The organism is Thiorhodovibrio frisius (assembly GCF_033954835.1).
GTDB lineage: Bacteria > Pseudomonadota > Gammaproteobacteria > Chromatiales > Chromatiaceae > Thiorhodovibrio > Thiorhodovibrio frisius.
This window is the reverse complement of sequence record NZ_CP121471.1, coordinates 4,284,536-4,308,294: the sequence shown is the minus strand read 5'-3', so window position 1 is coordinate 4,308,294 and position 23,759 is coordinate 4,284,536. Positions and strand designations below refer to the sequence as shown.

At 60.2% G+C, this 23,759-nt stretch carries 24 protein-coding genes and 1 tRNA gene; 11 read left to right on the top strand and 14 right to left on the bottom strand.

Annotated elements, in window-relative coordinates:
* Positions 1 to 278 precede the first annotated feature (278 nt).
* Together Thiofri_RS19625 and Thiofri_RS19620 are read right to left on the bottom strand one after the other, a co-directional pair.
* The gene (locus tag Thiofri_RS19625; RefSeq protein WP_009147838.1) at positions 279 to 617 is read right to left on the bottom strand and encodes a helix-turn-helix domain-containing protein; all 339 of its coding nucleotides are present in this window, start codon (positions 615 to 617) and stop codon (positions 279 to 281) included.
* Positions 604 to 924, bottom strand: coding sequence for a type II toxin-antitoxin system RelE family toxin (locus tag Thiofri_RS19620; protein WP_223296704.1), 321 nt, complete (start codon positions 922 to 924; stop codon positions 604 to 606). Before Thiofri_RS19620 ends, Thiofri_RS19625 begins: the two co-directional genes overlap by 14 nt.
* A gap of 492 nt (positions 925 to 1,416) precedes the next feature.
* Between Thiofri_RS19620 and Thiofri_RS19615 the strand changes: the two genes are divergently transcribed.
* The gene (locus tag Thiofri_RS19615) at positions 1,417 to 2,958 is read left to right on the top strand and encodes an exonuclease domain-containing protein (protein ID WP_407702918.1); all 1,542 of its coding nucleotides are present in this window, start codon (positions 1,417 to 1,419) and stop codon (positions 2,956 to 2,958) included.
* A gap of 34 nt (positions 2,959 to 2,992) precedes the next feature.
* On the opposite strand, the gene Thiofri_RS19610 is transcribed toward Thiofri_RS19615, so the two are convergent.
* The 4 genes from Thiofri_RS19610 to Thiofri_RS19595 all read right to left on the bottom strand — a co-directional run bounded on the left by Thiofri_RS19610 (position 2,993) and on the right by Thiofri_RS19595 (position 5,578).
* The gene (locus tag Thiofri_RS19610; RefSeq protein ID WP_009147834.1) at positions 2,993 to 3,727 is read right to left on the bottom strand and encodes an HIRAN domain-containing protein; all 735 of its coding nucleotides are present in this window, start codon (positions 3,725 to 3,727) and stop codon (positions 2,993 to 2,995) included.
* Positions 3,724 to 4,167 (bottom strand): HipA domain-containing protein, encoded by a 444-nt coding sequence (locus Thiofri_RS19605; protein WP_051023811.1) that lies wholly within the window; start codon positions 4,165 to 4,167, stop codon positions 3,724 to 3,726. Before Thiofri_RS19605 ends, Thiofri_RS19610 begins: the two co-directional genes overlap by 4 nt.
* Positions 4,168 to 4,189: 22 nt before the next feature.
* Positions 4,190 to 4,621: a hypothetical protein gene (locus tag Thiofri_RS19600; protein ID WP_040855534.1), complete on the bottom strand. Its 432-nt coding sequence runs from the start codon at positions 4,619 to 4,621 to the stop codon at positions 4,190 to 4,192.
* Between the two features lie 867 nt (positions 4,622 to 5,488).
* Positions 5,489 to 5,578, bottom strand: a tRNA-Ser gene (locus tag Thiofri_RS19595).
* 266 nt (positions 5,579 to 5,844) lie between these two features.
* Between Thiofri_RS19595 and Thiofri_RS19590 the strand changes: the two genes are divergently transcribed.
* The 4 genes from Thiofri_RS19590 to dnaE all read left to right on the top strand — a co-directional run bounded on the left by Thiofri_RS19590 (position 5,845) and on the right by dnaE (position 11,298).
* Positions 5,845 to 6,402, top strand: coding sequence for a Uma2 family endonuclease (locus Thiofri_RS19590; protein ID WP_009147832.1), 558 nt, complete (start codon positions 5,845 to 5,847; stop codon positions 6,400 to 6,402).
* Positions 6,403 to 6,591: 189 nt separating this feature from the next.
* Positions 6,592 to 7,257, top strand: coding sequence for a Bax inhibitor-1/YccA family protein (locus Thiofri_RS19585; protein WP_009147831.1), 666 nt, complete (start codon positions 6,592 to 6,594; stop codon positions 7,255 to 7,257).
* Between the two features lie 135 nt (positions 7,258 to 7,392).
* Complete coding sequence (locus Thiofri_RS19580) at positions 7,393 to 7,578, top strand: hypothetical protein (protein ID WP_009147830.1); 186 nt, start codon at positions 7,393 to 7,395, stop codon at positions 7,576 to 7,578.
* Between the two features lie 108 nt (positions 7,579 to 7,686).
* The gene (gene dnaE / locus Thiofri_RS19575; RefSeq protein WP_009147829.1) at positions 7,687 to 11,298 is read left to right on the top strand and encodes a DNA polymerase III subunit alpha; all 3,612 of its coding nucleotides are present in this window, start codon (positions 7,687 to 7,689) and stop codon (positions 11,296 to 11,298) included.
* Between the two features lie 54 nt (positions 11,299 to 11,352).
* Here dnaE and Thiofri_RS19570 read toward each other — a convergent pair whose 3' ends face one another.
* On the bottom strand, positions 11,353 to 12,963 hold the full coding sequence (locus Thiofri_RS19570; protein WP_009147828.1) for a bifunctional aminoglycoside phosphotransferase/ATP-binding protein: 1,611 nt from the start codon (positions 12,961 to 12,963) through the stop codon (positions 11,353 to 11,355).
* Between the two features lie 198 nt (positions 12,964 to 13,161).
* Between Thiofri_RS19570 and Thiofri_RS19565 the strand changes: the two genes are divergently transcribed.
* Positions 13,162 to 13,362: a YgaP family membrane protein gene (locus Thiofri_RS19565; protein ID WP_009147827.1), complete on the top strand. Its 201-nt coding sequence runs from the start codon at positions 13,162 to 13,164 to the stop codon at positions 13,360 to 13,362.
* Between the two features lie 31 nt (positions 13,363 to 13,393).
* Here the strand turns inward: Thiofri_RS19565 and Thiofri_RS19560 are convergent, their stop codons facing one another.
* Positions 13,394 to 13,636, bottom strand: a complete 243-nt coding sequence (locus Thiofri_RS19560; protein WP_009147826.1) for a DUF2934 domain-containing protein — start codon at positions 13,634 to 13,636, stop codon at positions 13,394 to 13,396.
* Between the two features lie 206 nt (positions 13,637 to 13,842).
* On the opposite strand from Thiofri_RS19560, the gene Thiofri_RS19555 reads away from it, so the two are divergent.
* The gene (locus tag Thiofri_RS19555) at positions 13,843 to 14,598 is read left to right on the top strand and encodes a DUF2760 domain-containing protein (protein ID WP_009147825.1); all 756 of its coding nucleotides are present in this window, start codon (positions 13,843 to 13,845) and stop codon (positions 14,596 to 14,598) included.
* Positions 14,595 to 16,460: an Hsp70 family protein gene (locus Thiofri_RS19550; protein ID WP_009147824.1), complete on the top strand. Its 1,866-nt coding sequence runs from the start codon at positions 14,595 to 14,597 to the stop codon at positions 16,458 to 16,460. The genes Thiofri_RS19555 and Thiofri_RS19550 overlap by 4 nt, the downstream gene beginning before the upstream one ends.
* Positions 16,461 to 16,531: 71 nt before the next feature.
* On the opposite strand, the gene Thiofri_RS19545 is transcribed toward Thiofri_RS19550, so the two are convergent.
* The 4 genes from Thiofri_RS19545 to Thiofri_RS19530 all read right to left on the bottom strand — a co-directional run bounded on the left by Thiofri_RS19545 (position 16,532) and on the right by Thiofri_RS19530 (position 20,239).
* Complete coding sequence (locus Thiofri_RS19545; protein WP_009147823.1) at positions 16,532 to 17,905, bottom strand: HDOD domain-containing protein; 1,374 nt, start codon at positions 17,903 to 17,905, stop codon at positions 16,532 to 16,534.
* Positions 17,906 to 18,051: 146 nt separating this feature from the next.
* On the bottom strand, positions 18,052 to 18,840 hold the full coding sequence (locus Thiofri_RS19540) for a tRNA threonylcarbamoyladenosine dehydratase (RefSeq protein ID WP_009147822.1): 789 nt from the start codon (positions 18,838 to 18,840) through the stop codon (positions 18,052 to 18,054).
* A gap of 4 nt (positions 18,841 to 18,844) precedes the next feature.
* Positions 18,845 to 19,672: a TatD family hydrolase gene (locus tag Thiofri_RS19535; RefSeq protein ID WP_009147821.1), complete on the bottom strand. Its 828-nt coding sequence runs from the start codon at positions 19,670 to 19,672 to the stop codon at positions 18,845 to 18,847.
* Between the two features lie 36 nt (positions 19,673 to 19,708).
* Positions 19,709 to 20,239, bottom strand: a complete 531-nt coding sequence (locus tag Thiofri_RS19530) for a DUF2058 domain-containing protein (protein ID WP_009147820.1) — start codon at positions 20,237 to 20,239, stop codon at positions 19,709 to 19,711.
* A 261-nt stretch (positions 20,240 to 20,500) separates the two neighbouring features.
* Here Thiofri_RS19530 and Thiofri_RS19525 point away from each other — a divergent pair, with 261 nt between their 5' ends.
* Together Thiofri_RS19525 and Thiofri_RS19520 are read left to right on the top strand one after the other, a co-directional pair.
* Positions 20,501 to 21,019 carry an OmpH family outer membrane protein gene (locus Thiofri_RS19525; RefSeq protein ID WP_040856103.1) on the top strand — a complete coding sequence of 173 codons (519 nt, stop codon included), beginning with the start codon at positions 20,501 to 20,503 and terminating at the stop codon, positions 21,017 to 21,019.
* A 159-nt stretch (positions 21,020 to 21,178) separates the two neighbouring features.
* On the top strand, positions 21,179 to 21,436 hold the full coding sequence (locus Thiofri_RS19520) for a YdcH family protein (RefSeq protein WP_009147818.1): 258 nt from the start codon (positions 21,179 to 21,181) through the stop codon (positions 21,434 to 21,436).
* Positions 21,437 to 21,529: 93 nt separating this feature from the next.
* Here the strand turns inward: Thiofri_RS19520 and Thiofri_RS19515 are convergent, their stop codons facing one another.
* Both Thiofri_RS19515 and Thiofri_RS19510 read right to left on the bottom strand, forming a co-directional pair.
* The gene (locus Thiofri_RS19515) at positions 21,530 to 22,417 is read right to left on the bottom strand and encodes an amino acid ABC transporter substrate-binding protein (RefSeq protein WP_009147817.1); all 888 of its coding nucleotides are present in this window, start codon (positions 22,415 to 22,417) and stop codon (positions 21,530 to 21,532) included.
* Positions 22,418 to 22,426: 9 nt separating this feature from the next.
* The gene (locus Thiofri_RS19510; RefSeq protein WP_009147816.1) at positions 22,427 to 22,936 is read right to left on the bottom strand and encodes a PH domain-containing protein; all 510 of its coding nucleotides are present in this window, start codon (positions 22,934 to 22,936) and stop codon (positions 22,427 to 22,429) included.
* 372 nt (positions 22,937 to 23,308) lie between these two features.
* Between Thiofri_RS19510 and Thiofri_RS19505 the strand changes: the two genes are divergently transcribed.
* A complete protein-coding gene (locus tag Thiofri_RS19505) occupies positions 23,309 to 23,749 on the top strand; it encodes a hypothetical protein (RefSeq protein ID WP_040855523.1) in 441 nt (146 codons plus the stop codon).
* Positions 23,750 to 23,759 lie beyond the last annotated feature (10 nt).

Here is a 23,759-nt window from a genome sequence, read left to right as displayed (position 1 = left end):
TTTTCGGAAGCCACCCTGATACACGGCTAGCCAAGAACGCAACCATCGGCTGCATGGTGCCGTGGCCTGGCTGACCGCCGATGCGGGCGCGGAGGCCATGGCGATCAACAAGGGATTGTTCAGCATTCGCGCCACTGGCGATTTGGCGCGAATGATGAATCCAGACGATTTTCGCCTCGGGCTTGGTAAGGGGCGAGTTCGCGAACGGACAACTCCCCGGCACCCGTCAGCGCCCGAAGAGGGTGCCGGCAGACTCGAAATTCAGCGTCTCGCCTTGATTAGTCGTTCAAGTCCAACTGCGCCACGCTCAGGCCGAGTGCATCGGCAAGCTTCTCCATGGTAGCCACGCGGGTCTTGTGTTTGCCGGATTCGATTTGCGCGAGCGCGGCTTGGCTCATCTCGGCGCGCTGTGCGACTTCGGCTTGGGTCAATCCCAAGTGCTCACGCCATGCGCGGATGGGGTGCTGTTCATCCATGATGATTTTGCCGACAACCTCGTTAGGAATCAGATCACGCGCCTGTCCGTATTGGGACAAGAACTGTTCATACGGAACCACCACGAACGCGGGTGCGCCGCTGGCATCGCGGATGATTTGCAAATCACTAGGTGCGTTCATCGCGTTTTTTGACTTCCTCGATGCAGATGATGCGGACAGCGCCATCGACGCTGAAAAAGACCCGATAGTCACCGATGCGAAGCCGGTAATCGCGTTCGGTATCGGTCAGTTTTTTGATCTTGGCGCAGTTTGGAAAGTTGGCCAACGCTTGCGTTTCGGTATAGATGCGCTTTTGCATCGCTGTGTTTTTCAACTTGCGCAGCTGCTTGGTGGCTTTTGCTGTCCACTGGATGCTGTTCATGATGTCAATAATAGGCAAAAAATAAGATAAAACAAGATTTGCCTTATATTGAGGCAGGCAAGCCAAGCCTCGCCTGACGCTTTCGCTTTTCGCTGCGCATCCAGGCCAAGCGGCGATGATGGGGTTATGGCGCTAGGATGAAACCGCTGGAGGACAGTGATGCCCACCAGTATCGCTCTGAACCCCCATTTTGAGGATTTCATCCGTCAGCAGGTGGATTCGGGCTGCTTCATGCCGCCTGGCGCGGCTCTGCGCTCAGCCGCAAATCAACGTGGATGTCGGAAAAGGGGCAGAGCACTCTACCCCCGCTTGCCGGGCGGCGGCTCAGCAGGCTACGGGACTGTTCTGGCGTTTAGCACACAGATCATCCGACTCAAGTGCAGAGTTTTGACTCGATTTGTGATCAAGACCCCACAGTTGATTAAACTTCGGCGCGATGCATCCGTCCGCCTCATCAATCCTCCGGCTAATCTTAAACGGTGACGCAGGCACTCTACCTCCTGGCTTATACTGGACACCGAAACCACCGGCTTCAAACCGCCGATTTATGTTGTCGAGTTGGCCGCCCAACGCATGCGCGGCTGGAAGCCCGAAGGTCCAGCTTTCCGCCGGCTGCTCAATCACGGCGTCGAGATCCCGTCCGAGGCCGCGCGCGTCAATGGCTACACCCCCGAAATCCTGGAGCGCGACGGCGAAGCGCCGCACGACGTTTATGCCGCCTTCACGGAGTATGCCGGTGCCCATCCGCTGGTCGCTTACAACCTTGAATACGATCTGGAACAGGTGCTGCGTCCGGAATGGCAGCGTCTCGGCATCGACCCCATCGGTCAAGCCGGCTTTTGCGCCCTGCGGCTGACGCAACGCTTGCTCGATCCCGTCCCCGCTGGCAACCACAAGCTCCAGACGCTGCGACAGTATTGCCGCCTCCCGCAACGCGGCGCGCACACCGCGCTCGGCGACGTGGAGACCCTGGTTGATTTGATGCAGCAGGTACTGCGCCCGCTTGCCGAGGCACGCGGGCTGGCCACATGGGAGCAGATCGCCGTCTTCGCCTCCGCGCCATGGTTCCCGTCGCGCATCGCCTTCGGTCGCTTCAAGGGGCGCCCTTTTAGCGAAGTGATCGATGATCCCGAGCTGCACGCCTGGTTGGAATGGCTGTCGCGCTCCAACAACCCGCGCAGCGCCGCCATGGGTCGCTGGTATCTCAACCAACTCGACGCCGATGCCGAGCAGCGGATCGACGATTCCGCAGTGCTGGAGGTCAGAACCGACAACGCCACCGCGCTGACGCTGTTCCGCAACCCGGAGTTGGAAACGCTGCGCCAACTGATCGCCGGCGCCTGGACCCGCTTGGCAGAACTCGAAGCCGAATACACACAGGAACACCACGGTGTTGAAGTCACCCAGTCGGAACTGTTCCAGCGCTTGCGAGCCCATTATGAGCGCCGCGACGCACTCCAGCTCAAGATACAGTTCCGCCGGAAGTTCCTCGACACCCTGCTGATCGACGGCGAGGAAGAGGCCGAGGCAGTGGAATCGGCCTATCAAGACGCACGCGCCGAAACCGAGCGCGAGTACCAGGACGCCGCCGCCGAAGCCGCCGCCAGCCAAGCACTAAGCGACGAAGAGCAACGGGAACTGAAGACGCTATTCAAAAAACTCGCGCGGCTCTACCACCCCGACCGTTACGCCAGCGACCCGGACAAGCAGCAAACCTACGAGCGCTTGATGCAGGCGGCCAACCAGGCGCGCGACCGTGGCGACATTGAAGAGCTGCGGGAGATCGCCAACGATCCGAATGGCTTCCTGTTGCGCCAAGGCTTGAGCGGCCTGGATTTCAGCGGCGAAGCGGAACTTGCCAAGCTACGTCAGCTCTACGAGACGCTCCAAGCGCGCATCCTCGACGCCCTGCAAAACCTGCGTGAAAGTAGCGGCTATGAGCTTTATCAACTCAGCCAGAGGCAACCCGGATTGATCGAACAAGTGGCGCGGCAGCAGGCCGATGAACTCGATGCCGAGATTGCCGAGCTAGACAGTCAGGCAATACAGTTGGGGGAGGAGATCGAGGGATTGACCGGGGCAAGCGATCCTTTCCGGTAATCACAGACCGTAATGAGTCTGTGGGGGCGGGTGTTTAGGCGGCCATGGCCGGCTCGGCGATCAGTTGATGCTCATCGGATTCGTGTAGAGTGCAGCCCGCTGGTAACCGGAAGACAGCTTTGCACAACAGCCGGAATTGCATTGGGGCGTCATCGTTGGCTTTCTCGACGGTTAAATCAACGGATGTCTGCTGCAAGACGCAATGGAGATCTTTGTTAAGATAGCGGGGACAATAGCCCACGCGAATGGCCTGCTCGCTTGCCAGCCGCAAAGCATAGCGATCTTCGCGGTTGTCGTCCTCGGGCCGAAGCTCCAAGCGCTCACCATGACAGAGTCTCGGAATGGCGATCTGCTCGTCCTCGCTCAGGTAGCGCACACCATGAGCGAAAAAATAGAGCGTGACCCAGCCCCGGGCGTCTGGCTGCAACATCGGATAAACACTGAGCTTGTCGGTTCCCCGTCGGCCGCCGGAGCGGGCCAGAATCTCCAGTGGATCGGCCCCGTCGGCAACGCCCATCCAAGATAAATACGCCGGGTATTCAGGGCGCTTTTGAGTCAGTAGGCGATTGGAAAACAACGGGAACAGCGCATTCGAATAGTACGTCCGCCGCTTGTCGATCATCCGACCAAGGTAGCTGAAACGCGGGGACATCTCGGCCCCCTGGGTGTAGCGAAAACAATAGCCACCGTTGGTATCGCGGTCGAGGCGACCGACTGTCAGCCAACGACGGGTTTTTGGATCTTGCCAGGCGATGAAAAGTGTTTTCATGATCGGAGTTCTAGGAGTCGCATCTGGTTCAGCGAGAGCAGAGTCTGGGCAAATTCTTTGGCGAGTGGTGACGCATCCTTGGGTGACAGCTCGTCGAAGATGGATTGGACCGACTCCTCCCGCACTTGCGCGAGCCGCTTCAGCCATGTTGCGCCTGCGCGCGGCGATTTATGGGCCGCCAGCTCAAACAACGCAAGGGTCGTCAGCGGTTTTTTGCTCGTTCGTTGATCATAAATAGCGGAACGTGCCTTTGTGACATAGTGGCGAATGTGACGGCCATGGTCTCGTGTTGTCAGGCGTTTTTCACGGGTTGCGTCCGTTTCGTTTTGCCCCATTGATGCGGCATGATCAAAGGTAGGCGCGAGGTAGATCCGCTTCTCATGGTTGATCAGTCCCCAGTTTTCGTGATGCCGGTCTTGGTTGGCAATCCAGGCGTCCAACAGCAGATAGCCGGTGAAGAGATCAAAAGCCCAGGGATGCTGTCATCTCGGTTTGACCAGTCGGGAGGACAGCGAATATTCGGTCGTGTGAGCAGGGCGTGAATGCGACCGAGTCGATGCTCACGGACCCGTCTGATTTCATGTCGCGGATAACCTGGATGATTCTCGGCCAGCAACTCATTGCCAAGAACCAGACGAGCGCCGTCCGGCTCGAAACTAGGCGACAGGACACCCTTGTGGCCGCGCCAAGTTGCAAAATCGTAACTGGCATGCGGCAATCCAAGGAGATCAGCGAGTTCCGCGGCAACTTTTCCGCCCAGTTTTCACCAGTTCCTGGACGGCCGATCTTGAACAGGCAACGCCGATCATTGATGCGAAACCAGTATTTCTCCTTGTTGCCGAGCTGTTCGAGCAGGTCCGGCGTGCGGTCTCCGAGGTCGATCACGGGATACATCGGCTTAGGCGGCCTAAACGCTCTTGGGGAAGACAAGGATTTGGCGGCAGAGACCGAAGAATTGACCAGGGCAAGCGAGACCTTTGGGTTCCCCCTGCCAAGCGCCAGGAACCTCGAAGACAACAGGTACTTACCCAAGCCAGCTTCGGCCGTTGCCGGGCCAAGTCTCCCATATCGAGGTAACCGTTGCTACCGAGCGACAGCGCCACCAGAGAAGATCAGGCAACAGAAGAGAGTTGATCAGGCGACCCATTGCTTGCCAACTGGACAATGGTATGCACTGCGAATGGGGTAATCACAAAAAACATCGCAGTTGCCGAGCACCCCTCTGGATGCCACCACACCTGCGAGCTAATAAAAAATGATGTGTATGCCGGTCATGGGAATGCGTGCGCTGGAGCCAGAGGAAAAGACCGGCATGCGCAACAGGCGTGCGGTCAATTCCACAGTTGCCAGCAGCTAACGAACATGCACTTGCGGGGATGCGCATGAACAGGCGGGGATCCTATATCGCCCGCGCCTCGTCGCGTGAGGCGTTTGCAGCGGCGATTCACATCGCTTAACCCGGTATTCTCGGCGATCCGCGCTCGAAACTCCCACGGCGCGGCGGTACCCTGGTGAATCGGGGGAAGCCCAGGCCGAGCTTGGGTTGAGCATTGACGATGAAGATCGGCTCGCGGGTTGCGAGCGCCACCTGGCGTTCCGACAATCCCTTGTTGCTCATGCGAAGCTTGGAATGGTTGAAATGAGGTCTGCGGCAAGCACTGATCCGCAGAAGATGGCAGGCTAAAAGGTGGCCTTTGGGGTGGCCTAAGCGCTGATGTTTGAATCTAACTGACTGTTATTAATCGATATTTTGATAATAAATGGCGGAGAGGGTGGGATTCGAACCCACGGACGGGATTAACCGTCGCCGGTTTTCAAGACCGGTGCATTCAACCGCTCTGCCACCTCTCCGGGATGATGGGCTTGGCGCCGAGCTGAAGGCTGTTGGCGCGGGTGCGGTTTGTATGAGGGCTGGGTGCTCCTCATCGAACAAGCCGGTAAGCATACCTCAGAGGGCCTCTGGCTGACCACAGGAAATTGCAGGTGCGTTTTCTACCCGCCGAGCTTTGACGGCGTGCCGGGGCTGCTATAAGGTCTGCTTTCTCTGAAGAGGCGGTTTTTATCAGTGTGCAGCTTGCGTTGAAGCTTCAGCGCGCAGCCTGTTGCGGGTGACGATCATGGCCGAGACAGCCGAGGGTTTTGCGACCTACGAGGATATTCTCGATCTGCCGGAGCATCTGGTGGGGGAGATTATCCATGGCGCGCTGATCACACAGCCGCGTCCGGCGCCGCGCCATGCGCTGGCGAGTTCGTCCATTGGTAGCGATCTGCTAGGCCCGTTTCAGAAAGGCCGGGGTGGTCCTGGGGGCTGGTGGATTCTTGATGAGCCGGAACTGCATTTGGGACCGCATATTTTGGTGCCGGATCTGGCTGGCTGGCGGCGGGAGCGGCTGCCCGGCTTGCCGGAGACGGCTTGGTTCGAGATGGCGCCGGATTGGGTCTGCGAGGTGCTGTCGCCCGGCACTGCGCGCATGGATCGAGCGGATAAGCTGCCCATTTATGCGCTCCAGGGTGTGGGCTGGTGTTGGTTGGTGGATCCGGACCTGCGCACGCTGGAGGTTTTTCAGCGGCAGGAGTCCGGCTGGTTGCTGCTTGAAACGCTGGCCGATGATGCTTTGGTGCGGGCGCCGCCGTTCGCAGCGATTACAATTGAGCTGGCGAGTTTGTGGGCTTGAGGTGGGCTGTCTGAGCTTGAGTGCCTGGTTGGCAGAGGTTGGCCAGGACGACAGTGCTTGATCTTGCGGCTACTTTGGTTATGCTCTCAAAATCTGTGACGGGCTGGGGAGTCGATAAGGAGTTGATTCCAGCCGGTTGCGGACTTAAATTGCACTCAGCCGTTAACAAATTTGGAGTGGTTAAATACAATGGCAAATGAACACATTATGATGCAGGGCGCTTCTGGCGCCATGTCCGCGAACAAGGTGCTGAAAAACACCTATTTGCTGCTCTCCGCGACCCTTGGCTTTAGTGCGGTGATGGCCATGATATCCATGGCTCTGGCCATGCCGCCTTGGGTCTATCTGGTGACCGTGATCGGCGCCATGTTGCTCGGCATGTTTGTGCTGCCGCGCGCGGCTCAGTCGGCCAGCGGTGTCGGGGTGATTTTTTTGATTACTGGCATGCTTGGCTTTGGTCTCGGGGCTATCTTGAGCATGTATATGGCGTTGCCGAACGGCCCTAGCATTATCGCGATGGCCTTTGGTGGTACGGCAGTGATCTTCCTCGGTCTGTCCGGCTATGCGCTGACCAGCAAGCGGGATTTCAGCTTCCTGGGTGGCTTTGTCTTTGCCGGCATGATGGTGGTTTTGGTCGCCATTGTCGCCAATATTTTCCTGAACATGCCGGCATTGTCGCTGGCCATCTCAAGCGCGATCATCCTGCTGATGAGTGCTTTCATCCTGTTCGATACCAGTCGGATCGCGCGGGGTGAAGAGACCAACTACATCATGGCCACCTATGGCATTTATCTGTCGATCTTCAACATCTTCATCAGCCTGTTGCAGATTCTCGGTGTGATGGGCGATGACTGATGGCGAGTGACCTCGATTGATTGAGGCAGGCCGGCTGCGGGCCTCCGTGGCGGTCGTTGCCTTGATCAATCTGTCCTGACAGCCCCGGCGCCGTTCGGGGCTTTTTTATGCCAGCCTGTTTGGAGGCAAAAACGCATGGATCTTTTTCTGAAGCTCGTGTTGGCCGCCGTGATGGTCTTGATGCTGTTTCGGCTGTGGCCCGCGTTCAAGTCCTGGCAGGAGCATGGGCCAAGAGCGCAGCAAGGCGACTGGGCGGCCGTGGTGTTACCCTTGGCCGGCGTGGTCGGCCTGGTGGTGATTTTGGTTTTGATGGTGCGATGAGACTTGGCCACGGGATTCTTAGCGCAATGAAATCACTCGAGGCAGTCACGCTAGTTAACCCTCTGGGCAATCATCTTGGGTAATCCGTTAGATCATCAGGGCCGGACCGTGGAGCAGTCTTTCGTCCATCTTCATCTGCATTCGGAGTTCTCCCTGGTTGACGGCTTGGTCCGGCCGAAGGCGCTGGTGGCGGCGGCGGCTGAGGCGGGCATGCCGGCGGTGGCGGTGACGGATCTGACCAATCTGTTCTGCCTGGTGCGCTTCTACAAAGCGGCGATGGCGGCGGGCGTCAAGCCGATTGTTGGCAGCGAGTTTCGCGTCGATGATCCGGCCGATCCCGCGCACCCGCACCGGCTGGTGCTGCTGGTGCAGGACCTGACCGGTTATCGCAACCTGACCCGCCTGATTTCCCGCGCCTATCTCGAACGCCAGGACACCGGCTTTCCGCGCATCGACCGTGCCTGGTTGACCGAGAGCGCCGAGGGGCTCATTGCGCTCTCCGCCGGGCAGCATGGCGATGTCGGCCAGGCGCTGGTGCGTGGGCATCGCGAGGAGGCCGAGCAGCGGCTCTCTGACTGGCTGGGCCTGTTTGGCGACAGGTTTTATCTCGAGGTCATGCGCACCGGGCGCGCGGACGAGGATCTTTATCTCGAGGCCTGTGTCGATCTCGCCACGGCGCACTCGGTGCCCGTGGTGGCGACCAACGACGTGCGTTTTCTAAAGACCGAGGACTTCGATGCCCATGAGGTGCGGGTCTGCATTCATGAGGGTGTCACGCTCGAAGACCCGCGCCGACCGCGCCATTACAGCGCCGAGCAGTATCTGCGCACCCCGGCCGAGATGGCAGAGCTGTTCGCCGACCTGCCCGAGGCGCTGGAGAATTCGCTCGAAATCGCCAAGCGCTGCAATCTGGAGCTGGAACTTGGCAAAAGTTATCTGCCAGACTCGCCTTTGCCCGAGGGCCGCACGGTGAATGACTTCATCGCCGAGGCGTCGCGCCAGGGTCTTGACTGGCGGCTGGCGCGTACCTTCGATACCCAAGCGCCGGATTTCGCCGAGCGCCGTCGGGTCTATGACGAGCGCCTGGATATCGAGCTCAAAGTCATTTGTGACATGGGCTTTCCCGGTTACTTTCTGATTGTGGCCGACTTTATCCAGTGGGCCAAGGATCAGGGGATTCCGGTTGGCCCGGGGCGTGGGTCGGGCGCAGGTTCCCTGGTGGCCTATGCGCTCAAGATTACCGATCTTGACCCCATTGAACACGACCTGCTGTTCGAGCGCTTTTTGAATCCCGAGCGCGTGTCCATGCCCGACTTCGATATCGACTTCTGCATGGAGCGCCGCGACGAGGTTATCGACTATGTGGCCCGCAAGTACGGCCGCGATGCCGTGTCGCAAATCATCACCTTCGGCACCATGGCGGCCAAGGCGGTGGTGCGCGATGTCGGGCGTGTGCTGGGCCAACCCTATGGCTTTGTCGACAAGATTGCCAAAATGGTGCCCTTTGAGCTCAAGATGACGCTCGACAAGGCGCTGGTCGAGAGCGAGGAGCTCAAAGCGGCCTATGCCGAAGACGAAGCCGTTACCGCCATCATCGATATGGCGCGCAAGCTTGAGGGCTTGGCGCGCAATGCCGGCAAGCATGCGGGTGGCGTGGTCATCGCACCGACCAAGCTGACGGATTTCGCACCGCTCTACTGCGAGCCGGGCGGCGAGAATCTGGTCACCCAGTTCGACAAGGACGATGTCGAACAGGCCGGCCTGGTGAAGTTCGACTTCCTCGGTCTGCGCACTCTCACCATCATCGACTGGGCGCTCAAGACGGTGAACGCCCGACGCGCCGAGCAGGGCGAGCCGCCGCTCGAGATCGAACGCATCGATCCTTATGATGAGAAAGCCTTCGCGCTGCTCAAGCGTTGCGAGACCACGGCGGTGTTCCAGCTTGAGTCGCGCGGCATGAAGGAGCTGATAAAAAAGCTCCAGCCCGACAGCTTTGGCGACATTACCGCCCTGGTGGCCCTGTTTCGCCCCGGTCCGCTGCAATCGGGCATGGTGGATGACTTCATCGACCGCAAGCATGGTCGCGCCGCAGTGGCCTATCCGCACCCGGATCTCGAACCCATCCTCAAGCCCACCTATGGTGTCATTCTGTATCAGGAGCAGGTGATGCAGATCGCCCAGGTCCTCGCCGGCTACTCGCTTGGCGGCGCCGATCTGCTGCGCCGTGCCATGGGCAAGAAGAAGGCCGAGGAGATGGATAAGCAGCGCGCTATTTTCGAACAAGGCGCAGCCGAGCGCGGCGTGGATGCCGGGGTGGCAACCCGCATTTTCGATCTGATGGAAAAATTCGCCGGCTATGGCTTCAATAAAAGCCATTCGGCGGCTTATGCGCTGGTGTCCTACCAGACCCTGTGGCTGAAGACGCATTATCCCGCCGCTTTCATGGCCGCCGTGCTCTCAGCCGATATGGACAACACCGACAAGGTGGTGACCCTGATCGACGAATGCCGGGCGATGCAGCTTAGTGTTGAGCCGCCTTGCATCAACGGCTCCGAGTGGCGCTTCACCACTGCAGGTGATGCGCGCGTCATCTACGGCCTGGGCGCCATCAAAGGCGTGGGCGAGTCCGCTATCGAGAGCATCCTTAAGGTGCGCGATGGCCGGCCCTTTGCTGATTTGTGGGATTTTTGCCGCCGCATCGATCTGCGCCGGGTGAATCGCCGGGTGGTCGAGGCGCTGATTCGTGCCGGCGCGCTCGACAAGCTCGGCAAGAACCGTGCAACCCTGTTTAACCAGCTGCCGGTGGCGCTCAAGCTGGCCGAGCAGGCGCATGCCAGCGCTAGCAGCGGTCAAAATGATCTCTTCGGCATGGGGGGTGACGACGCCGACGCCGTTCCCGACCCACAGATCGCCGCCGACCAATGGCCGGAGTGGGACGAGGACGAGCGCCTGCTCGGCGAGAAGGAAACCTTGGGCCTGTATCTCACCGGTCATCCTATCGATGCCTATGAGTCGGAATTGAACGCCATGGTCTCGCGCCGCATCGCTGGCCTGCTCGAGGGCGGCCAGAGCTTTGGCTTTGGTGAGGAAGGCGGTGCGCGCGGCGAGCCGCGTACCGTGGTCGGCCTGGTGGTGGCGGTGCGAGTCAACAAGACTCAGCGCGGGCGCATGGCTAGCGTGACCCTGGATGATCGTACCGGGCGCATCGAAGCGACGGTGTTCTCCGAGCTTTACGAACAAACGCGCGAGCTATTGGTGACCGACAGTATCCTGGTGGTCTCCGGGCAGGTGGTGTTCGATCAGTTCCGCGATAGTTGGTCTCTGCGCGCCAGTGCCGTGCGCCCACTGGCAGATGCGCGTGCCGAGTTGGCCGATCATCTGCATCTGACGCTCGACCTGGCCGAGCCCGCGCGGCATGCGCAGGGCCAGACGCTGGTCGATAACATGATCGACATTCTCCAGCAATTTCGCGGCAGTGGTCTTACTGTGCGCGTCCATTACCGACGCCCGGGTGCAACCGGCGAGCTGCGCCTGGGCGAGGACTGGCGGATTGCCCCCAGCGACAACCTGATTAAACGCCTGCGCCAGTTGCTGGGGGCCGACGCGGTGGGCATCGTCTATGAGCGCGAACTGCGTCTGGCGCCATCGCTGAGCCTGGTCGCGCCGGGGCAGTTTGAGGATCAGCCAGACCCTGAACCCGCTGAGGAGCTTGCTGGCTGACAGGGCGTGAGCGGTGACCCAGAATGAGCCGAAATCTCAAAGGGTTTCGGTAGATCAGTTCAGTCCAGATTCAGCGCTAGGCTCAGTGTTGTCGCGCATCAGGTTTTGCAGAAAGGCGGCAATCTCAGCCGGCGATTGGGTGTTCAGGTGGATGGCGCTGGCGGCTTCCTCGGCGCTGAGCGGCGCTTGTTTCTCTTGCTGGCGGGCCAGAGTCGCTGCATCGGCGTCTGAGGCGTCGTCACCGCGCTTGAGGCGCGCAAGGACCCGGGCCTTGAGGACCTCGGGTGGGGCCTTGAGTGCCAGTATGGTGAAGCGGCAGTCCTGCTGCCTGGCTAGTGCGCGAAACCACTCACGGTGCTCGGCGCGCAGGAAGGCGGCATCGACCAGCACGCTACAGCCGGAGAGCAAAATCTGCTCAGCAAGTGCGAGCAGGCGCTGGTAGGTCAGCCGAGAGGTCTCCTCGCTGTAAAGTGCAGGCGGCTGGGATTGGTTCGCTGGGTCATGACTCGCTGTGGCAAACAGGCGCTTGCGCTCAACATCGGAGCGGATTTGAATCAGCGGCAGGCGCTCACGCAGCGCTAGGCCGAGCCAGGTTTTGCCGGAGCCCGACAGTCCGTGGGTGATTAATAACTGCGGCTGGTGGTTTTTTGTATAGTCCTCGGCCAGGCGCAGATAGTGATCGAGCTGGGAGCGTGCCTGGGTTGCGTCCGCCGCCGCCTCGGGGTGTTGTGCCAGGCGGATGCCGCTGACTTTAGCCCGCACCATGGCGCGATAGACTTGATAAAAGGCCAGCAGGCGCAGGCCGGGGTAATCGCCAGTGCGCTCCAGGTAGGCATTGATCAGGCGTCGCTCGAGTGCGGTCTCGCCGATCTCGCGCAGATCCATGGCGAGAAAGGCCAGGTCGCTGATGCAGTCGATCCAGCGCAGTTCGGGGTTGAACTCAAGTGCGTCGAAAATCACCGGCTCGCCGTCGAGCAGTGCAATGTTGCCGCGATGCAGGTCGCCATGGCACTCGCGAATCCAGCCCTCGGCCTTGCGCGCCGCGAGTAACGGCTCAAGCTCGGCAAAGCGCGTTCGGGTCCAGTGCTCGATCTGGTTCAGGCGCTGCTGGCTGTCCGGGTCAAGCGGGCTCTTGCGCAGCACCTGCACATTGGCCAGCATGGGATCGAGGATCTTGTCAGGTCGGCCAAAGGGGCTCTCGGGCGCCGCTGCGGGCAGGCTGAGGTGAAACTCGGCGATCTGATTGGCGAGTCGGTCAATGATGGTGCGATCAATGGGCGTTTCTGTCAGTGCCGCGTGGCGCGCAAAGCGGCGCATGCGCACGGCATAGTCCAGCGCCTCGCCCTGGGTCTGGATGCGCACTTCTCCGTCGTGGTCGCCAAGGCTCACAACGTCCAGATACAGCCCCGGAGCCAGGCGGCGGTTGATGCGCACTTCCTCGTGGCAGAAGTGTCGGCGCTGCTCCAGGGTGGAGAAGTCGAGAAAGCCCAGATTGACCGGTTTTTTCAGCTTGTAGGCATAGGCGCCGGCGAGCAGCACAAAGGAAATGTGGGTTTCAATGACCTCGACGCGGCCAACCGGGTGCGGGTAGGCGCCAGGGTTTTTCAGTGCCTCGACAAGGGACGCAAGCGACCGGGCGTTGGCAGTTTGGCTTGCGGCTGTCATGCTGGGGCGGCTTGCATCTGGCGCCGGTGCGTCTGCTGGCTTTTGGCGCGCGCAGGTCGCGGGTCGCCGGCGGGGGTGGCGCCCGCTTGATGCCGCGATGCAGCTTGACTATGATCGCGCGTCATCCGATGCCGTGCTGACACCTCAAGCTCGTGGCTCCATTTATGACCATTTTTCATCCAAGCAGGAGAATATCCCATGAATATTGATCGTATCGTTTTTGCCTTTGCTGGATTCATGATTTTGGTGACCCTGGCTCTTGGTAACTGGGTGTCGCCTTATTGGTATTTGTTCACCGCCTTTATCGGGCTTAATTTGCTGCAGTCGGCATTTACCGGCTTCTGCCCGCTGGCGCTGATTCTGAAGAAAATGAACAAGCCCTCGGGCGCGGCCTTCTGAGGCCACACCCAAAGGCAATAGGGGGCTCAGGCTAGTCCGACAACAGCCGTAGCGCGTTGCGGATGTCGGTCGCGCTCAGACCTTCGGTCGGTTTGCCGGCCTGGCGCAGGCGTTCGAGCATGCACTCGATCTGATGCTCGGCCAGTTCCCAGTCGCGCTCGGCCTCTCCGGGGAGAAAGCCGCGCTGCTCGGCTAAGAAATAGGCGGCCACGGCAATCATGCTGTGGCGTTCCTCGGCATTGGGGCTGGTGACGGTGAAGGTTTCTGCTGTCATGTCTTGCTGTGATCTTGGCGTGCAGTCTTGGTGCGCGGGTCTGGCGGCTCGATGTCCAGGCAATTTCGAGTGTCAGGGTAAAGTGATGAAGCCTGAGAGCTTGCGCGTTACTATACCGGCACATCATGACGGTCGTCAGACTCTCAGGGCGCGGCCGGTCGTGCCGTCGCTGCTGATTCAGTAGTCCCTCCGATGAGGAAGAAGGAATGAAAAAGCTCAAGTCTCTGCCCGATCAGGAAGGTGTTCGCGCTTTGTTGGCGAAGGCTCAGCCTCTGCTGGCCCAATTTTGGGCGTTGACGCAAAAATATGGCGCCATTGCCTATCACTACCTGCGGATTGGCGCGCGGGAGGCATGGGTTGTCTTGCAGCGACTGCCAATTGCCAGCCTGTCGTTCGCCCGCGCGCTGGCGAGCCACGAGTATGCCGAGGAACTGCGAGCTCTGCATGCCGATCAGGCCTCGACGCCCGGCGTGGTTGGGAGTTCGCCAGGTCCGCAGCCGTCCGCGTCCCGATCTGAATCCGTTGCGGACTTGCGCCCGGCATCCCAGCAGGCTCGGGTCAAAACGGCCGAACTCGAAAAAGCCCCGCCGGATTCCGCCTTGCTGCTGCTCAGTTTGCTGCAAAAGGAAGGGCGTTTCATTGATTTCATGCAGGAGGACGTCGGCAGCTACACCGATCAGGACGTCGGCGCGGCGGCGCGCGTGGTGCATGAGGGCTGCGGGCGGGTGTTGCGGGATCATCTGCATATCGCTCCGGTGCGGTCTGAAACCGAAGGGGCGCAGGTGACGCTCGAACCCGGTTTCAATCCCGCCGAGGTGCGCCCGACCGGTCAGGTGGTGGGGGAACCGCCCTTTACCGGAGCGCTTGTGCATCGCGGCTGGCGGGCGACAAAAATCCAGTTGCCCCAGGTGGCCAGCAGCCATGATCTGCACATCCTGGCGGCAGCGGAGGTGGAGCTGTGAGCAAACCGCGTTTTGCGATTGGCATCGATCTTGGTACGACCCATTGTGCCCTGGCCTATGTCGAGTCGGAACAATGCGACGGCGAACAGGTCGAGCACGAGCAGATGGCCATTCCCCAACTGACGGCGCCGGGCTCGGTCGAGGAACTCCCGGTCCTGCCATCTTTCATTTACCTGCCGCATCAGGACGAATTCAAAACCGGCGATCTCAGCCTGCCTTGGCCGTCCGATCCGCAGCGGATCGCTGGTGCCCTGGCGCGCAAGCAGGGCACCACCACCCCGATGCGCCTGGTTTCGAGTGCCAAGAGTTGGTTGTGTCATCCCGATGTTGACCGCAAGGCGGGAATTCTACCGCCGCCCATCGGGGCTCCCGATTTGCCTGACGAGATTCCGCGCATGTCGCCTTTTGATGCCAGCATCCTGTATCTGGCGCACCTGCGCGACGCCTGGAATGGGCAGTTCCCCAATGACCCGCTGGAACAGCAGGAAGTCACTGTCACAGTGCCCGCTTCTTTTGACCCGGCCGCGCGTGAGCTGACGGCCGAGGCCGCGAGTGCGGTTGGTATCCAGAATCTGGTGTTGCTTGAAGAACCCCAGGCGGCGCTCTACTCCTGGGTGAATGACAGTCGCGGTGACTGGCGCCAGAAAGTCAAGGTGGGTGACATTCTGCTGGTGGTGGATGTTGGCGGTGGCACGACGGACCTATCCCTGATTGCTGTCACTGAAGACGCCGGTGCGCTTGAGCTGACCCGAGTGGCCGTGGGTGAGCACATTTTGCTCGGCGGCGACAACATGGATTTGGCCCTCGCCCATCTGGTCAAGCAAAAGCTCAAGGCCGATGGCACCGAGCTCGACCGCTGGCAGGTGCAGGCACTCACCCACGGCTGCCGTCAAGCCAAGGAGTCCCTGCTTGCGGATGCGGAACTGACCAGCGTTCCCGTGGTGGTACCCAGTCGAGGCACCAAGCTGATTGGCGGCAGTATTCGTACCGAACTTACGCGCGAGGAAGTTGAGCAGACGCTGATTGAGGGCTTTTTCCCCGATTGCGATATTTCCGCCCGCCCGACGGTGCGCGAGCGCGGCGCTTTGACCAAGGTGGGCTTGCCCTTCGCGCAAGACCCCGGCATCACCCGGCATCTGGCAGCTTTTCTAAGCCGCCAAGCGGGTGCGACCGGCGACCTTGAAGGTTTCGTTGAGCAAGCGCACTGGGCAAGCTTTCTGCATCCAACGGCTGTGCTTTTCAATGGTGGCGTGTTCAATGCGCCCGTGTTGCGCGAGCGCGTCACAGCCGTCATCAATCAGTGGCTCGCGACCGAAGATGCACCGCCTGCGCGGGTGTTGAATGCGCGCGACCTGGATCTGGCTGTGGCACGCGGCGCGGCCTTCTTCGCTCATGTGCGTGGCCATGGCGGGGTGCGTATTCGCGGTGGCACCTCGCACTCCTATTACGTTGGCATCGAATGCGCGGTGCCCGCCATCCCTGGCATGGAGCCTGAGTTACAAGCGTTGTGCCTGGTGCCCTTTGGGCTGGAAGAGGGCTCGGATCCGGTGCAGCCGCCACAGGAATTCGGTCTGGTTGTTGGCGAGCCAGTGCGTTTCCGGTTTTTTGGCTCCAGCGTGCGGCGCGATGATCAACCTGGCGATCTGCTTGAGGAATGGAGTTCGGAAGAACTCGATGAACTCGAAGACATTCAGACTAACCTGCCGGCCGATAATCACCAGCAGGGTGAGGTGGTGCCGGTGCGCCTGCAGGCGGCGGTATCGGAGGTTGGTAATCTCGAACTCACCGCGATCCCGCTGACTGGCCAAGCGGCCGAGTGGAAGGTGTCGTTCAACACTCGCAGCAGCGGGTCCGAGCGCTGAGAGCCCAATACTCCGGTGGCGCACTGGCCAGCGGGCGGGTGAATGCGGGGGATGGGGCTGGCCAATGGGTCTCAGCGGTCTTCGGCTTTGACCAGGTTCGCGAGCGACTTGGGTAGTTTGTCGATCTCCCGGCGCAGGCGCGGCAGCACGCGCTCGAAAATCAGTTTGTTCTCGCCGAGGTCGCGCTGGTCGATCACCTGCAAATAGTCGTCGATAAAAATGGCTGGCGCCGGATTGGGTGTTTTGCTCAATATTTGATGCATGCGCCGTGACAGGTACAGCAGCGCGATCCGGGTTCTGACATCCTCAGGCACCTTATCCGGTGGGGCAAATTCGGGGTAATACTGATAGCGCAAGCTTTTGCACAGGCTCTCTGGCAGATTCCATGTGTGCAGCAGTTCGGCACCCATTTCGGCCGGGTCGACATGTTCGAACAGGGCGCTGAGATCGCGGTTGTAGCTTTTGAGCAGTTCGACGATAACCAGCCCGATTTCGCTGAGCAGTGCGATGGTTGCAATCTCGGCCGGCTTCACTTGCTGCTGCGTGAGCGCCATTGCCAAGGCAATGCGCGAGATTTCGACCGCGCGCTGGTGGATCTCTGTGAACGCCTGGCTTTCGGGCAGGCTGTAGCGCACGCTCTCGGACATTACGATGTGATACACCTGATCGTGTCCGAGTAACAGCATGGCGTGATTCAGGTTGGTGATCTTGGTTTCAAGGCCATAGAGCGGCGAGTTCACGGCCTTGAGCAGGTTGCTGGTCAGGGAATAATCCATGGCGACCATGTCGACGATCTCTTGCCGCGTGGTGCGCTCATCGAGCATTTTGTTCAGCAGTTCGATCGAGGAGAGCGGCAACTTCGGGACCTTGTCGAAGAGTTTTTTTGCGATGGGCGATTGGCTGAAGCCCTTGCCACGCTCGGTACGCAGATGGTACATGGCGTCCAGCAGATCGGTGCGGTTTTGAAAGAAGCTCTGGGCGTTTTTGCGCTCTTGGCCCAAGCGGTCTTGCGCGCTCCGCTTCATCCACAGAATAAGGTAGGTCTGTAAGTGGTCCTCGAGATGCGAGAAGGTGTCAGCTGTGATCACCACCGCGCTGCCCGCGCTGCGGGCCAAGGCAGCGATCGCTCCCTCCTCAGGCGGTTCCTCGAAGTCGCCATCGCCAATCCAGTCACCCGGCATGATGGTCTCGGCCGGCAGGCTCTGCTGCTCGCTTGAGCGCAGTTCGAGCCGTCCGCTGAGCAGGATAATTAGGTCGGTACTGAGTTGCGCGGCGCTGAAAGGCCATTCCCCCGCAGCAAACTTGACCAGCTCGGCGGCATTGAAAAGCGCGATGACATCCGGTTCTGCCAAGTCGGGGAAAGCGCCGGATTTGCCTGCCGCCTTCAGCTCGGAGGCAAGTGAATCGTTATCGGTTGATTGGTCCTTTTTCCAGAATCCGCGCATCAGAGACATCCCGGGTCGAGCCAATCGACCGCTGTGTTGTTGTTTTGCCTACGTGCGAATTAAACACGAAAATACGCGCTGAGGCTAGGCGCCGAATGTCGGTATGCGTTCGGATTTTTTGATTCTGTGTTGATTCTATGCCGGCCTTATTCAGGCGGGGCTGTCTCCTCAAGCAAGCGCCGAATCGCACAGCCCGCCAGGGTGAGTCCAAACAGGGCCGGCATGTAGCTGATGGTGCCGTTGATGGCGTGCCCACCCGCGCCTGGGGCTGGCATCAACGGCGGATGGGCGGTTTCTTGCGACCAGACCGCCAGCACGCCCTTACCGTGGCCAAGGCGACGCAGCTGCTGGCGTACCGCCCGGGCAAGCGGGCATTGCTGGCTGTGCATCAAATCGCTAATGCGAATGGCCCCTGGGTCCAGGCGAGAACCGGCGCCCATGCTGCTGAATACCGGCACCCCGGCTTCCAGGCAGGCGGCGAGCAGCGCCACCTTAGTGCTCAGGCTGTCGATGGCGTCGACTACCGCATCGAAGCGGCCGAGCGCTAGACCAGCGATGTCATCGACGGCGACAAAGCGCTCCAGGCGTTCGATCTGGCACTTCGGGTTGATATCGCCCAGGCGCGCGGCCATGACTGCGACCTTGGATTGCCCCAGTGTCGAGTGAAGCGCGACTAGTTGACGATTGAGGTTTGATGGCGCGACCCGGTCGCCATCGACCAGGGTCAGCCGTCCGATACCGGCGCGCGCCAGAGCCTCAGCCGCGTGGCCGCCGACGCCGCCAAGACCAGCTACCAGCACCTGGGCGCGCGCTAGACGCTCGCAGCCGGCGTCGCCAATTAATATGGCGCTGCGCTCGCACAGGCCAGTGGCAGGGTCGTCGCTGTTGGCTGGCGGGGTGGCGATCTGTGAGATGTGGTCGTCAGCAGTGCTCATGGGTTCAATTGCGGTGCGCTTTTAGTGCGTCAGTCTCCGTCAGGCCCAGTACAGAACGGGCGTTGGCAGTGGTGGCGCTGGCGAGGGCGTCGGGCTCGGCGCCGCGCACCTCGGCCAGGGCTGCCAGCACCTCGGGCAGATACTCGGGACTGTTGCGCTGGCCCTGATGCGAGGCGACCGTCATGTCGGGTGCGTCTGTCTCCAGCACCAGGGCCTCGAGCGGGAGTGCGCGCGCCAGATGCCGCAGCTTGCGTGAGCGCTCGAAGGTAAGCATGCCGCCGAAGCCGAGCTTGAAGCCGAGCGCTATGTAGGCATGTGCTTGTTGCAGGCTGCCGTTGAATGCATGGGCGATGCCGCCGGGCACATCGGCCTCGCGCAAGCATTGGATGACTTCGTCATGGGCCTTGCGCACATGCAAGAGCACAGGCAGCTTGAAGGCTCGGGCCAGGGCAAGCTGCTGCGCCAAATACCAGCGCTGGGCATCAGGGTCTTTGTCTGGGTGTGCGAAGTCAAGCCCAATCTCGCCGATGGCGATGGGGCGGTCCTGCCGCAGCCGCTCGCGCAGGCGGTCGATATCTGCCGGCTGATGGTCTGCGACAAACAGCGGGTGCAAACCCAGTGCCGGAAAGAGCTTGCCGTTGGCCTTGAGGCAGCTGTCCTGCTGGTGGCTATCCTGTTGGCAAATATCCAGCACGCCCGACCAGTTCGCCGCTGTGACGCCCGGAATCACCATGTTCAGGACACCCCGGTCGCGGGCGCGTCTCGATACCTCGGCACGATCCGCATCGAAGGCGGGAAAGTCCAGATGACAGTGGGTGTCGATCAACGGCATGAGCGATTGGTGGCCATTTCTGTTGCCACACCCCTGTTACCACATCAGGTCATCTGGTACCTGGTAGTCAGCGTATTCGCTGTCATCCGCTGCCGAGTCGCCGCCCTGGTTCCAGACCAGAATGCGTTCAGGATCGCGCTCGGCGACGCGCGCGGCGGTCTCCGCCGGGATCAGTTCGTAGAAGTTATCCTGACGCACAATGGCGAGTTGGCCAGCGACCAGGGCCGCGTGCTGTTCGGCATTGACATAGAGCCGTTTCAGCGCTGCGCCGTCGGCAAAATTGTAGGCCAGGTCACCATGGGCGCGGGCGACGCGATGGCGGTGGATCAGCTCCCGCAGTGCGCTTTGTGCGGCTTTCTGCTGGGCTTCTTCCTCGCGCTGACGATTCAGCTCGCGGTCGCGCGTGGCTTTTTCGGCCTCGGTGCGGGCGACGGCCTCGCGGCGTTCGACGGTTTCGCGATCATCGCCTTGGCGGCGCTGTTTGCGCTTCTTGGATTTGGTCTGTTTGGCCTTCTGTGTGCTGGCCAGACCAGCTTTGACGAGTTGATCCTGTAAGGAATTTCCCATGTGCACCCCGTGCTCAGGTTTCAGGATGAATGCGCATGATAAAGCACTGCGGCTTGCTGGTGACCATGACGTGGCACCGATAGACCGAATCCTTTGAAAATCAGTTTGCGATTGTAATATTTGGAGTGTCGAGCCGCAGTGATCAGGCTGGCGATGATGGAAAGCAAAAAACTCCTGCCGGATTGTTATAAACTCGCCATTTTTGCCCCGGACCGGCTGTGCGTCGGTCTCGGTTGCCCAAGACTATCGGGAGAGAATGTAATGAAACGACAGACCGCCTTATTTTACCTTGGATGCCTGCTGTGCATGCCATTGCTTGGCCTGGCGAATGCGCAGGCTGCGGATATGGGCTATGTGAACATGCAGCGGGTGCTGAAGGAAAGTCAGCTCGGCCGCGATGCTGAGGCTCGGCTGGAAGAACGCTTCGGCCCCAAGACCGAACCCTTTGCCGAGGAGGAAATGGCCATCCGTCAGCTTCAGCAGGTGCTTGAGCGCGACAAGGCGTTGATGAGTGAAGCGCAGGTCGAGAAGAAACAGACCGAGATTCGCGAGCGCATTCAGGCGTTCGAGCAAGATTTTTCTGCCATCCAGCGCGAGTTGGCGCAGGCTCAGCAACAGGAGGCCGCCAAGATTCTCGAGCCGGCGGGAAAGGCCTTGAAGGCGATTGCTGAGAAGAAAAAGCTCTCTGCGGTGTTTGAGTCCAGTCAGTCGGGGATTCTGTATCTGGATCCCAAGACCGATCTCACGGATGAGGTGATCGAGTACATGGATAAGAATTAACGATTGGTGGCATGGGCTTGCGTATCGCTGGGCTATACTCACTTTCTTGGTCCCGGCCACCGGGAGAATGAATCTGCTCTTTTACGCTAATGCGGATCAGGCTATCTTGAACAGCGCCCCGGCGATGGCCGGTGCCGAAAATGTGGAGAAAACATACCAATGCTTGGAGAAATGCACGACCTGATCCACGAGTTCCCCGATCTCGTTGGAAAAATCGATGCAATGCGCGAGTCCGATGTGGACTTCGCCGCAGATATGGACAGGTACGATGCGCTGGATGAACGGGTCCGCAGACTCGAGGAGCTGGGTACACCAGTAGCCGACGAGACCATTGAGGACCTCAAGAAAGAGCGTTTGTTGCTGAAAGATCGCCTTTATGCGCGATTGCAAAGCGAAGCCAGCGCGATTGCTTCTTGAAATGCGTGTGCTTGGCAGGGATGCTGGCGCGCTGGCTGCGCGACCGGGTTGAGACAAGGCTGCAGGGATTGCAAATCAACCGGAGCGCCGGCCTCAATCCTGGAGCGCAAAGATGAAGTAGATCGAATCCAGCAGGGGCGTCGGCTGGGCGTCGGCGCCAAACCAGCGCGCGAAGATGCGGTCGATTTCCTCAGACGCATAGATTTGCGCCAGTCCCCGGTTCACCGCTAGGCGAAAGTCCGCGTCGTCGCGCGCCAGCGCGAAGGCGTAAGGGTCCACCGAAAAGTCGGTGTCGATGACCTGAAAGGTATTGGTTTCGCCACTTGCGGCCACCTGTCCGATCAGCACCAAACGGTTATCGGCAAAGGCGTCAATGGCGCCAGCCTGGAGCTGCTCGCGCCCGTCTTTGGAATCCTTGATTGGCTTGAGCTCAGCATTGATCAGGCGCTCGGCCAGGACCGGGCGCAGGCGCTGCTCGGTAGTGGTTTCCGGTATCACGCCAATGGCCTTGCCGCCCAAGTCCGCGAGGCTGCCTATCCCTGAGTCTTTCAGAACCAGAATGCCACCTGATTCGACGAAAACCGGATAGGAAAAATCGACCTTGCGCTGACGCGACAGCGTCATGGTTGTCGTGCCGCAGTCGAGCTCCGCCTCCCCATTGGCCACGGCTGCGATACGCCTCGGGGTGTTGCCCTCGATCCAGGAAATGGCGATACCGTCGAGCCCGAGGTCGCGCTGAATGCTGGCAACGATACGTCGACACAGGTCGACCGAATAACCGCGCGGCAATCCGTCCTCATCTTTGTAGGCGATGGGGTAGGAGTTCTCCGGATAGGCGACACGGATTTTTTGGCTGAGCGCGATGCGTGCGAGTACGCCGCTTTCGCTGTGCGCGGCCAGGGGGGTGAACAGCGCACCCATCGCGAGTAAGAGTGGGGCGATCAGTCTGCGTGCGTCCAGGATTGGCGCGATGGCGTGCATGACTTGGCCTTAACTGGAGGCTGAGGCGTGCTGGCGAATGTGTTCGCGAATCTCGTCCGGGCGCGGAAGGCCCCTGACGGCAAGTTCGGGCTCGTCGCCGGTGGTGAAGATGACTAGATCGCCGGCACCGAGCATGCGTTGCATCAGTGACTGATGAACCCGCACGGTGCGAATCGAGCCCATGTTGATCTCGGTGTAATTCTTGGCGAGCAGACCGTGGGTCCAGAGGATCTCGTTGGAGTGGATTTCCAGCCGGTCGACCAGACCGGCCAACCACCAGCGCAACAGGTTGAAGGCGCTGATTGCGGCGATGCCATAGCCTGCGTAACGTCCCAGGGTGCTCGGCTGAATGCTCCAGCCGTGAGCCGCTGGAAAGCTAGCATAGAGTGTCTCAAGATAGGGCAGTTCGCCGGTTAGCCCAATGTAGAGTCCGGCCGCGAGCAGCAGCCAGGCAATCAGGGTGCCCAGCGGGCGCATTCGCCAGACCGATGGGTGGGCTTCGTAGAGAACTTCCGACATCTTGACCTCCAGCGGGCGGCGATTAGGTGTAATTTGCGGGCATTATATACCCGGTGCGGGTCATACCGAAGCAATCAGGTGGCGGGCGCACCCGGAATATCCGGTCGTGACGGAAGGCGGTCGAGCCGTTAAACTCCCGCCATCAGGCCGTGCTGCAAGCAAGCCGGATCGCCAGTCGCGACTGGTGGCCTTTGTGGCCTCCGATTTGCGATCCTGGTTGTGGCTTTGTTCGCGACTGGGGTTGCGCCCCGATTGCCACTGGTTTAGGCGGTGCGGAAGGCTCTTATCATTCGGATCATAGGCAGGAAAACGATGCCCATTTTTTCATCCCCGTTTTTTTTAATCCGGTCATTGCTCCCGGCAGCTATTTTATTGCCTCTGAGCCTGGGCACCCTGATGCTGACCGGTTGCGCAACTGAGCCCGGGGCGCGCTTCAGTGGCGTTTCGGAGCAGAAAGTGCTGGCGCGTATCCAGCATTATTGCGCCGGCTACTCTGTTGGTGACTACTCCCTGGGCACATTGCTCCAGAAAAACGACGCCTTTCGCGCGCTCACCCTCACGCTCTATCGTGGCGAAATGTCCAATGATGAGTATGTCGATAAGGTGTTCAGCTCGTATCCGGCGGCCGATGGCAATGTGCCCGCAACCGGCTGCGTGATCGCCCAGTTTAACCAGTGTCTCGCGGGAGATTGCGAAATCAAGAAAGCGTCTCCCAACAAAGCAGTGTCGCCGGCGGCAGGGAAACACGTCGCCATGCCAGTCGCCGAGGGTAGCGAGATGTCCGTGTCCCCAGAACTTCAGGCTGAGCTTTAAAAGGGGCGGC

Coding starts and splice junctions, on each gene's coding strand:
- Thiofri_RS19510 (WP_009147816.1), bottom strand. CDS start 22,936: ATGTCGGAAGTTCTCTACGAAGCCCACCCATCGGTCTGGCGAATGCGC.
- Thiofri_RS19590 (WP_009147832.1), top strand. CDS start 5,845: ATGGCCGAGACAGCCGAGGGTTTTGCGACCTACGAGGATATTCTCGAT.
- Thiofri_RS19580 (WP_009147830.1), top strand. CDS start 7,393: ATGGATCTTTTTCTGAAGCTCGTGTTGGCCGCCGTGATGGTCTTGATG.
- Thiofri_RS19555 (WP_009147825.1), top strand. CDS start 13,843: ATGAAAAAGCTCAAGTCTCTGCCCGATCAGGAAGGTGTTCGCGCTTTG.
- Thiofri_RS19545 (WP_009147823.1), bottom strand. CDS start 17,905: ATGCGCGGATTCTGGAAAAAGGACCAATCAACCGATAACGATTCACTT.
- Thiofri_RS19625 (WP_009147838.1), bottom strand. CDS start 617: ATGAACGCACCTAGTGATTTGCAAATCATCCGCGATGCCAGCGGCGCA.
- Thiofri_RS19515 (WP_009147817.1), bottom strand. CDS start 22,417: ATGCACGCCATCGCGCCAATCCTGGACGCACGCAGACTGATCGCCCCA.
- Thiofri_RS19540 (WP_009147822.1), bottom strand. CDS start 18,840: ATGAGCACTGCTGACGACCACATCTCACAGATCGCCACCCCGCCAGCC.
- Thiofri_RS19530 (WP_009147820.1), bottom strand. CDS start 20,239: ATGGGAAATTCCTTACAGGATCAACTCGTCAAAGCTGGTCTGGCCAGC.
- Thiofri_RS19520 (WP_009147818.1), top strand. CDS start 21,179: ATGCTTGGAGAAATGCACGACCTGATCCACGAGTTCCCCGATCTCGTT.
- Thiofri_RS19610 (WP_009147834.1), bottom strand. CDS start 3,727: ATGAAAACACTTTTCATCGCCTGGCAAGATCCAAAAACCCGTCGTTGG.
- Thiofri_RS19565 (WP_009147827.1), top strand. CDS start 13,162: ATGAATATTGATCGTATCGTTTTTGCCTTTGCTGGATTCATGATTTTG.
- Thiofri_RS19600 (WP_040855534.1), bottom strand. CDS start 4,621: ATGTATCCCGTGATCGACCTCGGAGACCGCACGCCGGACCTGCTCGAA.
- Thiofri_RS19585 (WP_009147831.1), top strand. CDS start 6,592: ATGGCAAATGAACACATTATGATGCAGGGCGCTTCTGGCGCCATGTCC.
- Thiofri_RS19570 (WP_009147828.1), bottom strand. CDS start 12,963: ATGACAGCCGCAAGCCAAACTGCCAACGCCCGGTCGCTTGCGTCCCTT.
- Thiofri_RS19535 (WP_009147821.1), bottom strand. CDS start 19,672: ATGCCGTTGATCGACACCCACTGTCATCTGGACTTTCCCGCCTTCGAT.
- Thiofri_RS19560 (WP_009147826.1), bottom strand. CDS start 13,636: ATGACAGCAGAAACCTTCACCGTCACCAGCCCCAATGCCGAGGAACGC.
- Thiofri_RS19525 (WP_040856103.1), top strand. CDS start 20,501: ATGAAACGACAGACCGCCTTATTTTACCTTGGATGCCTGCTGTGCATG.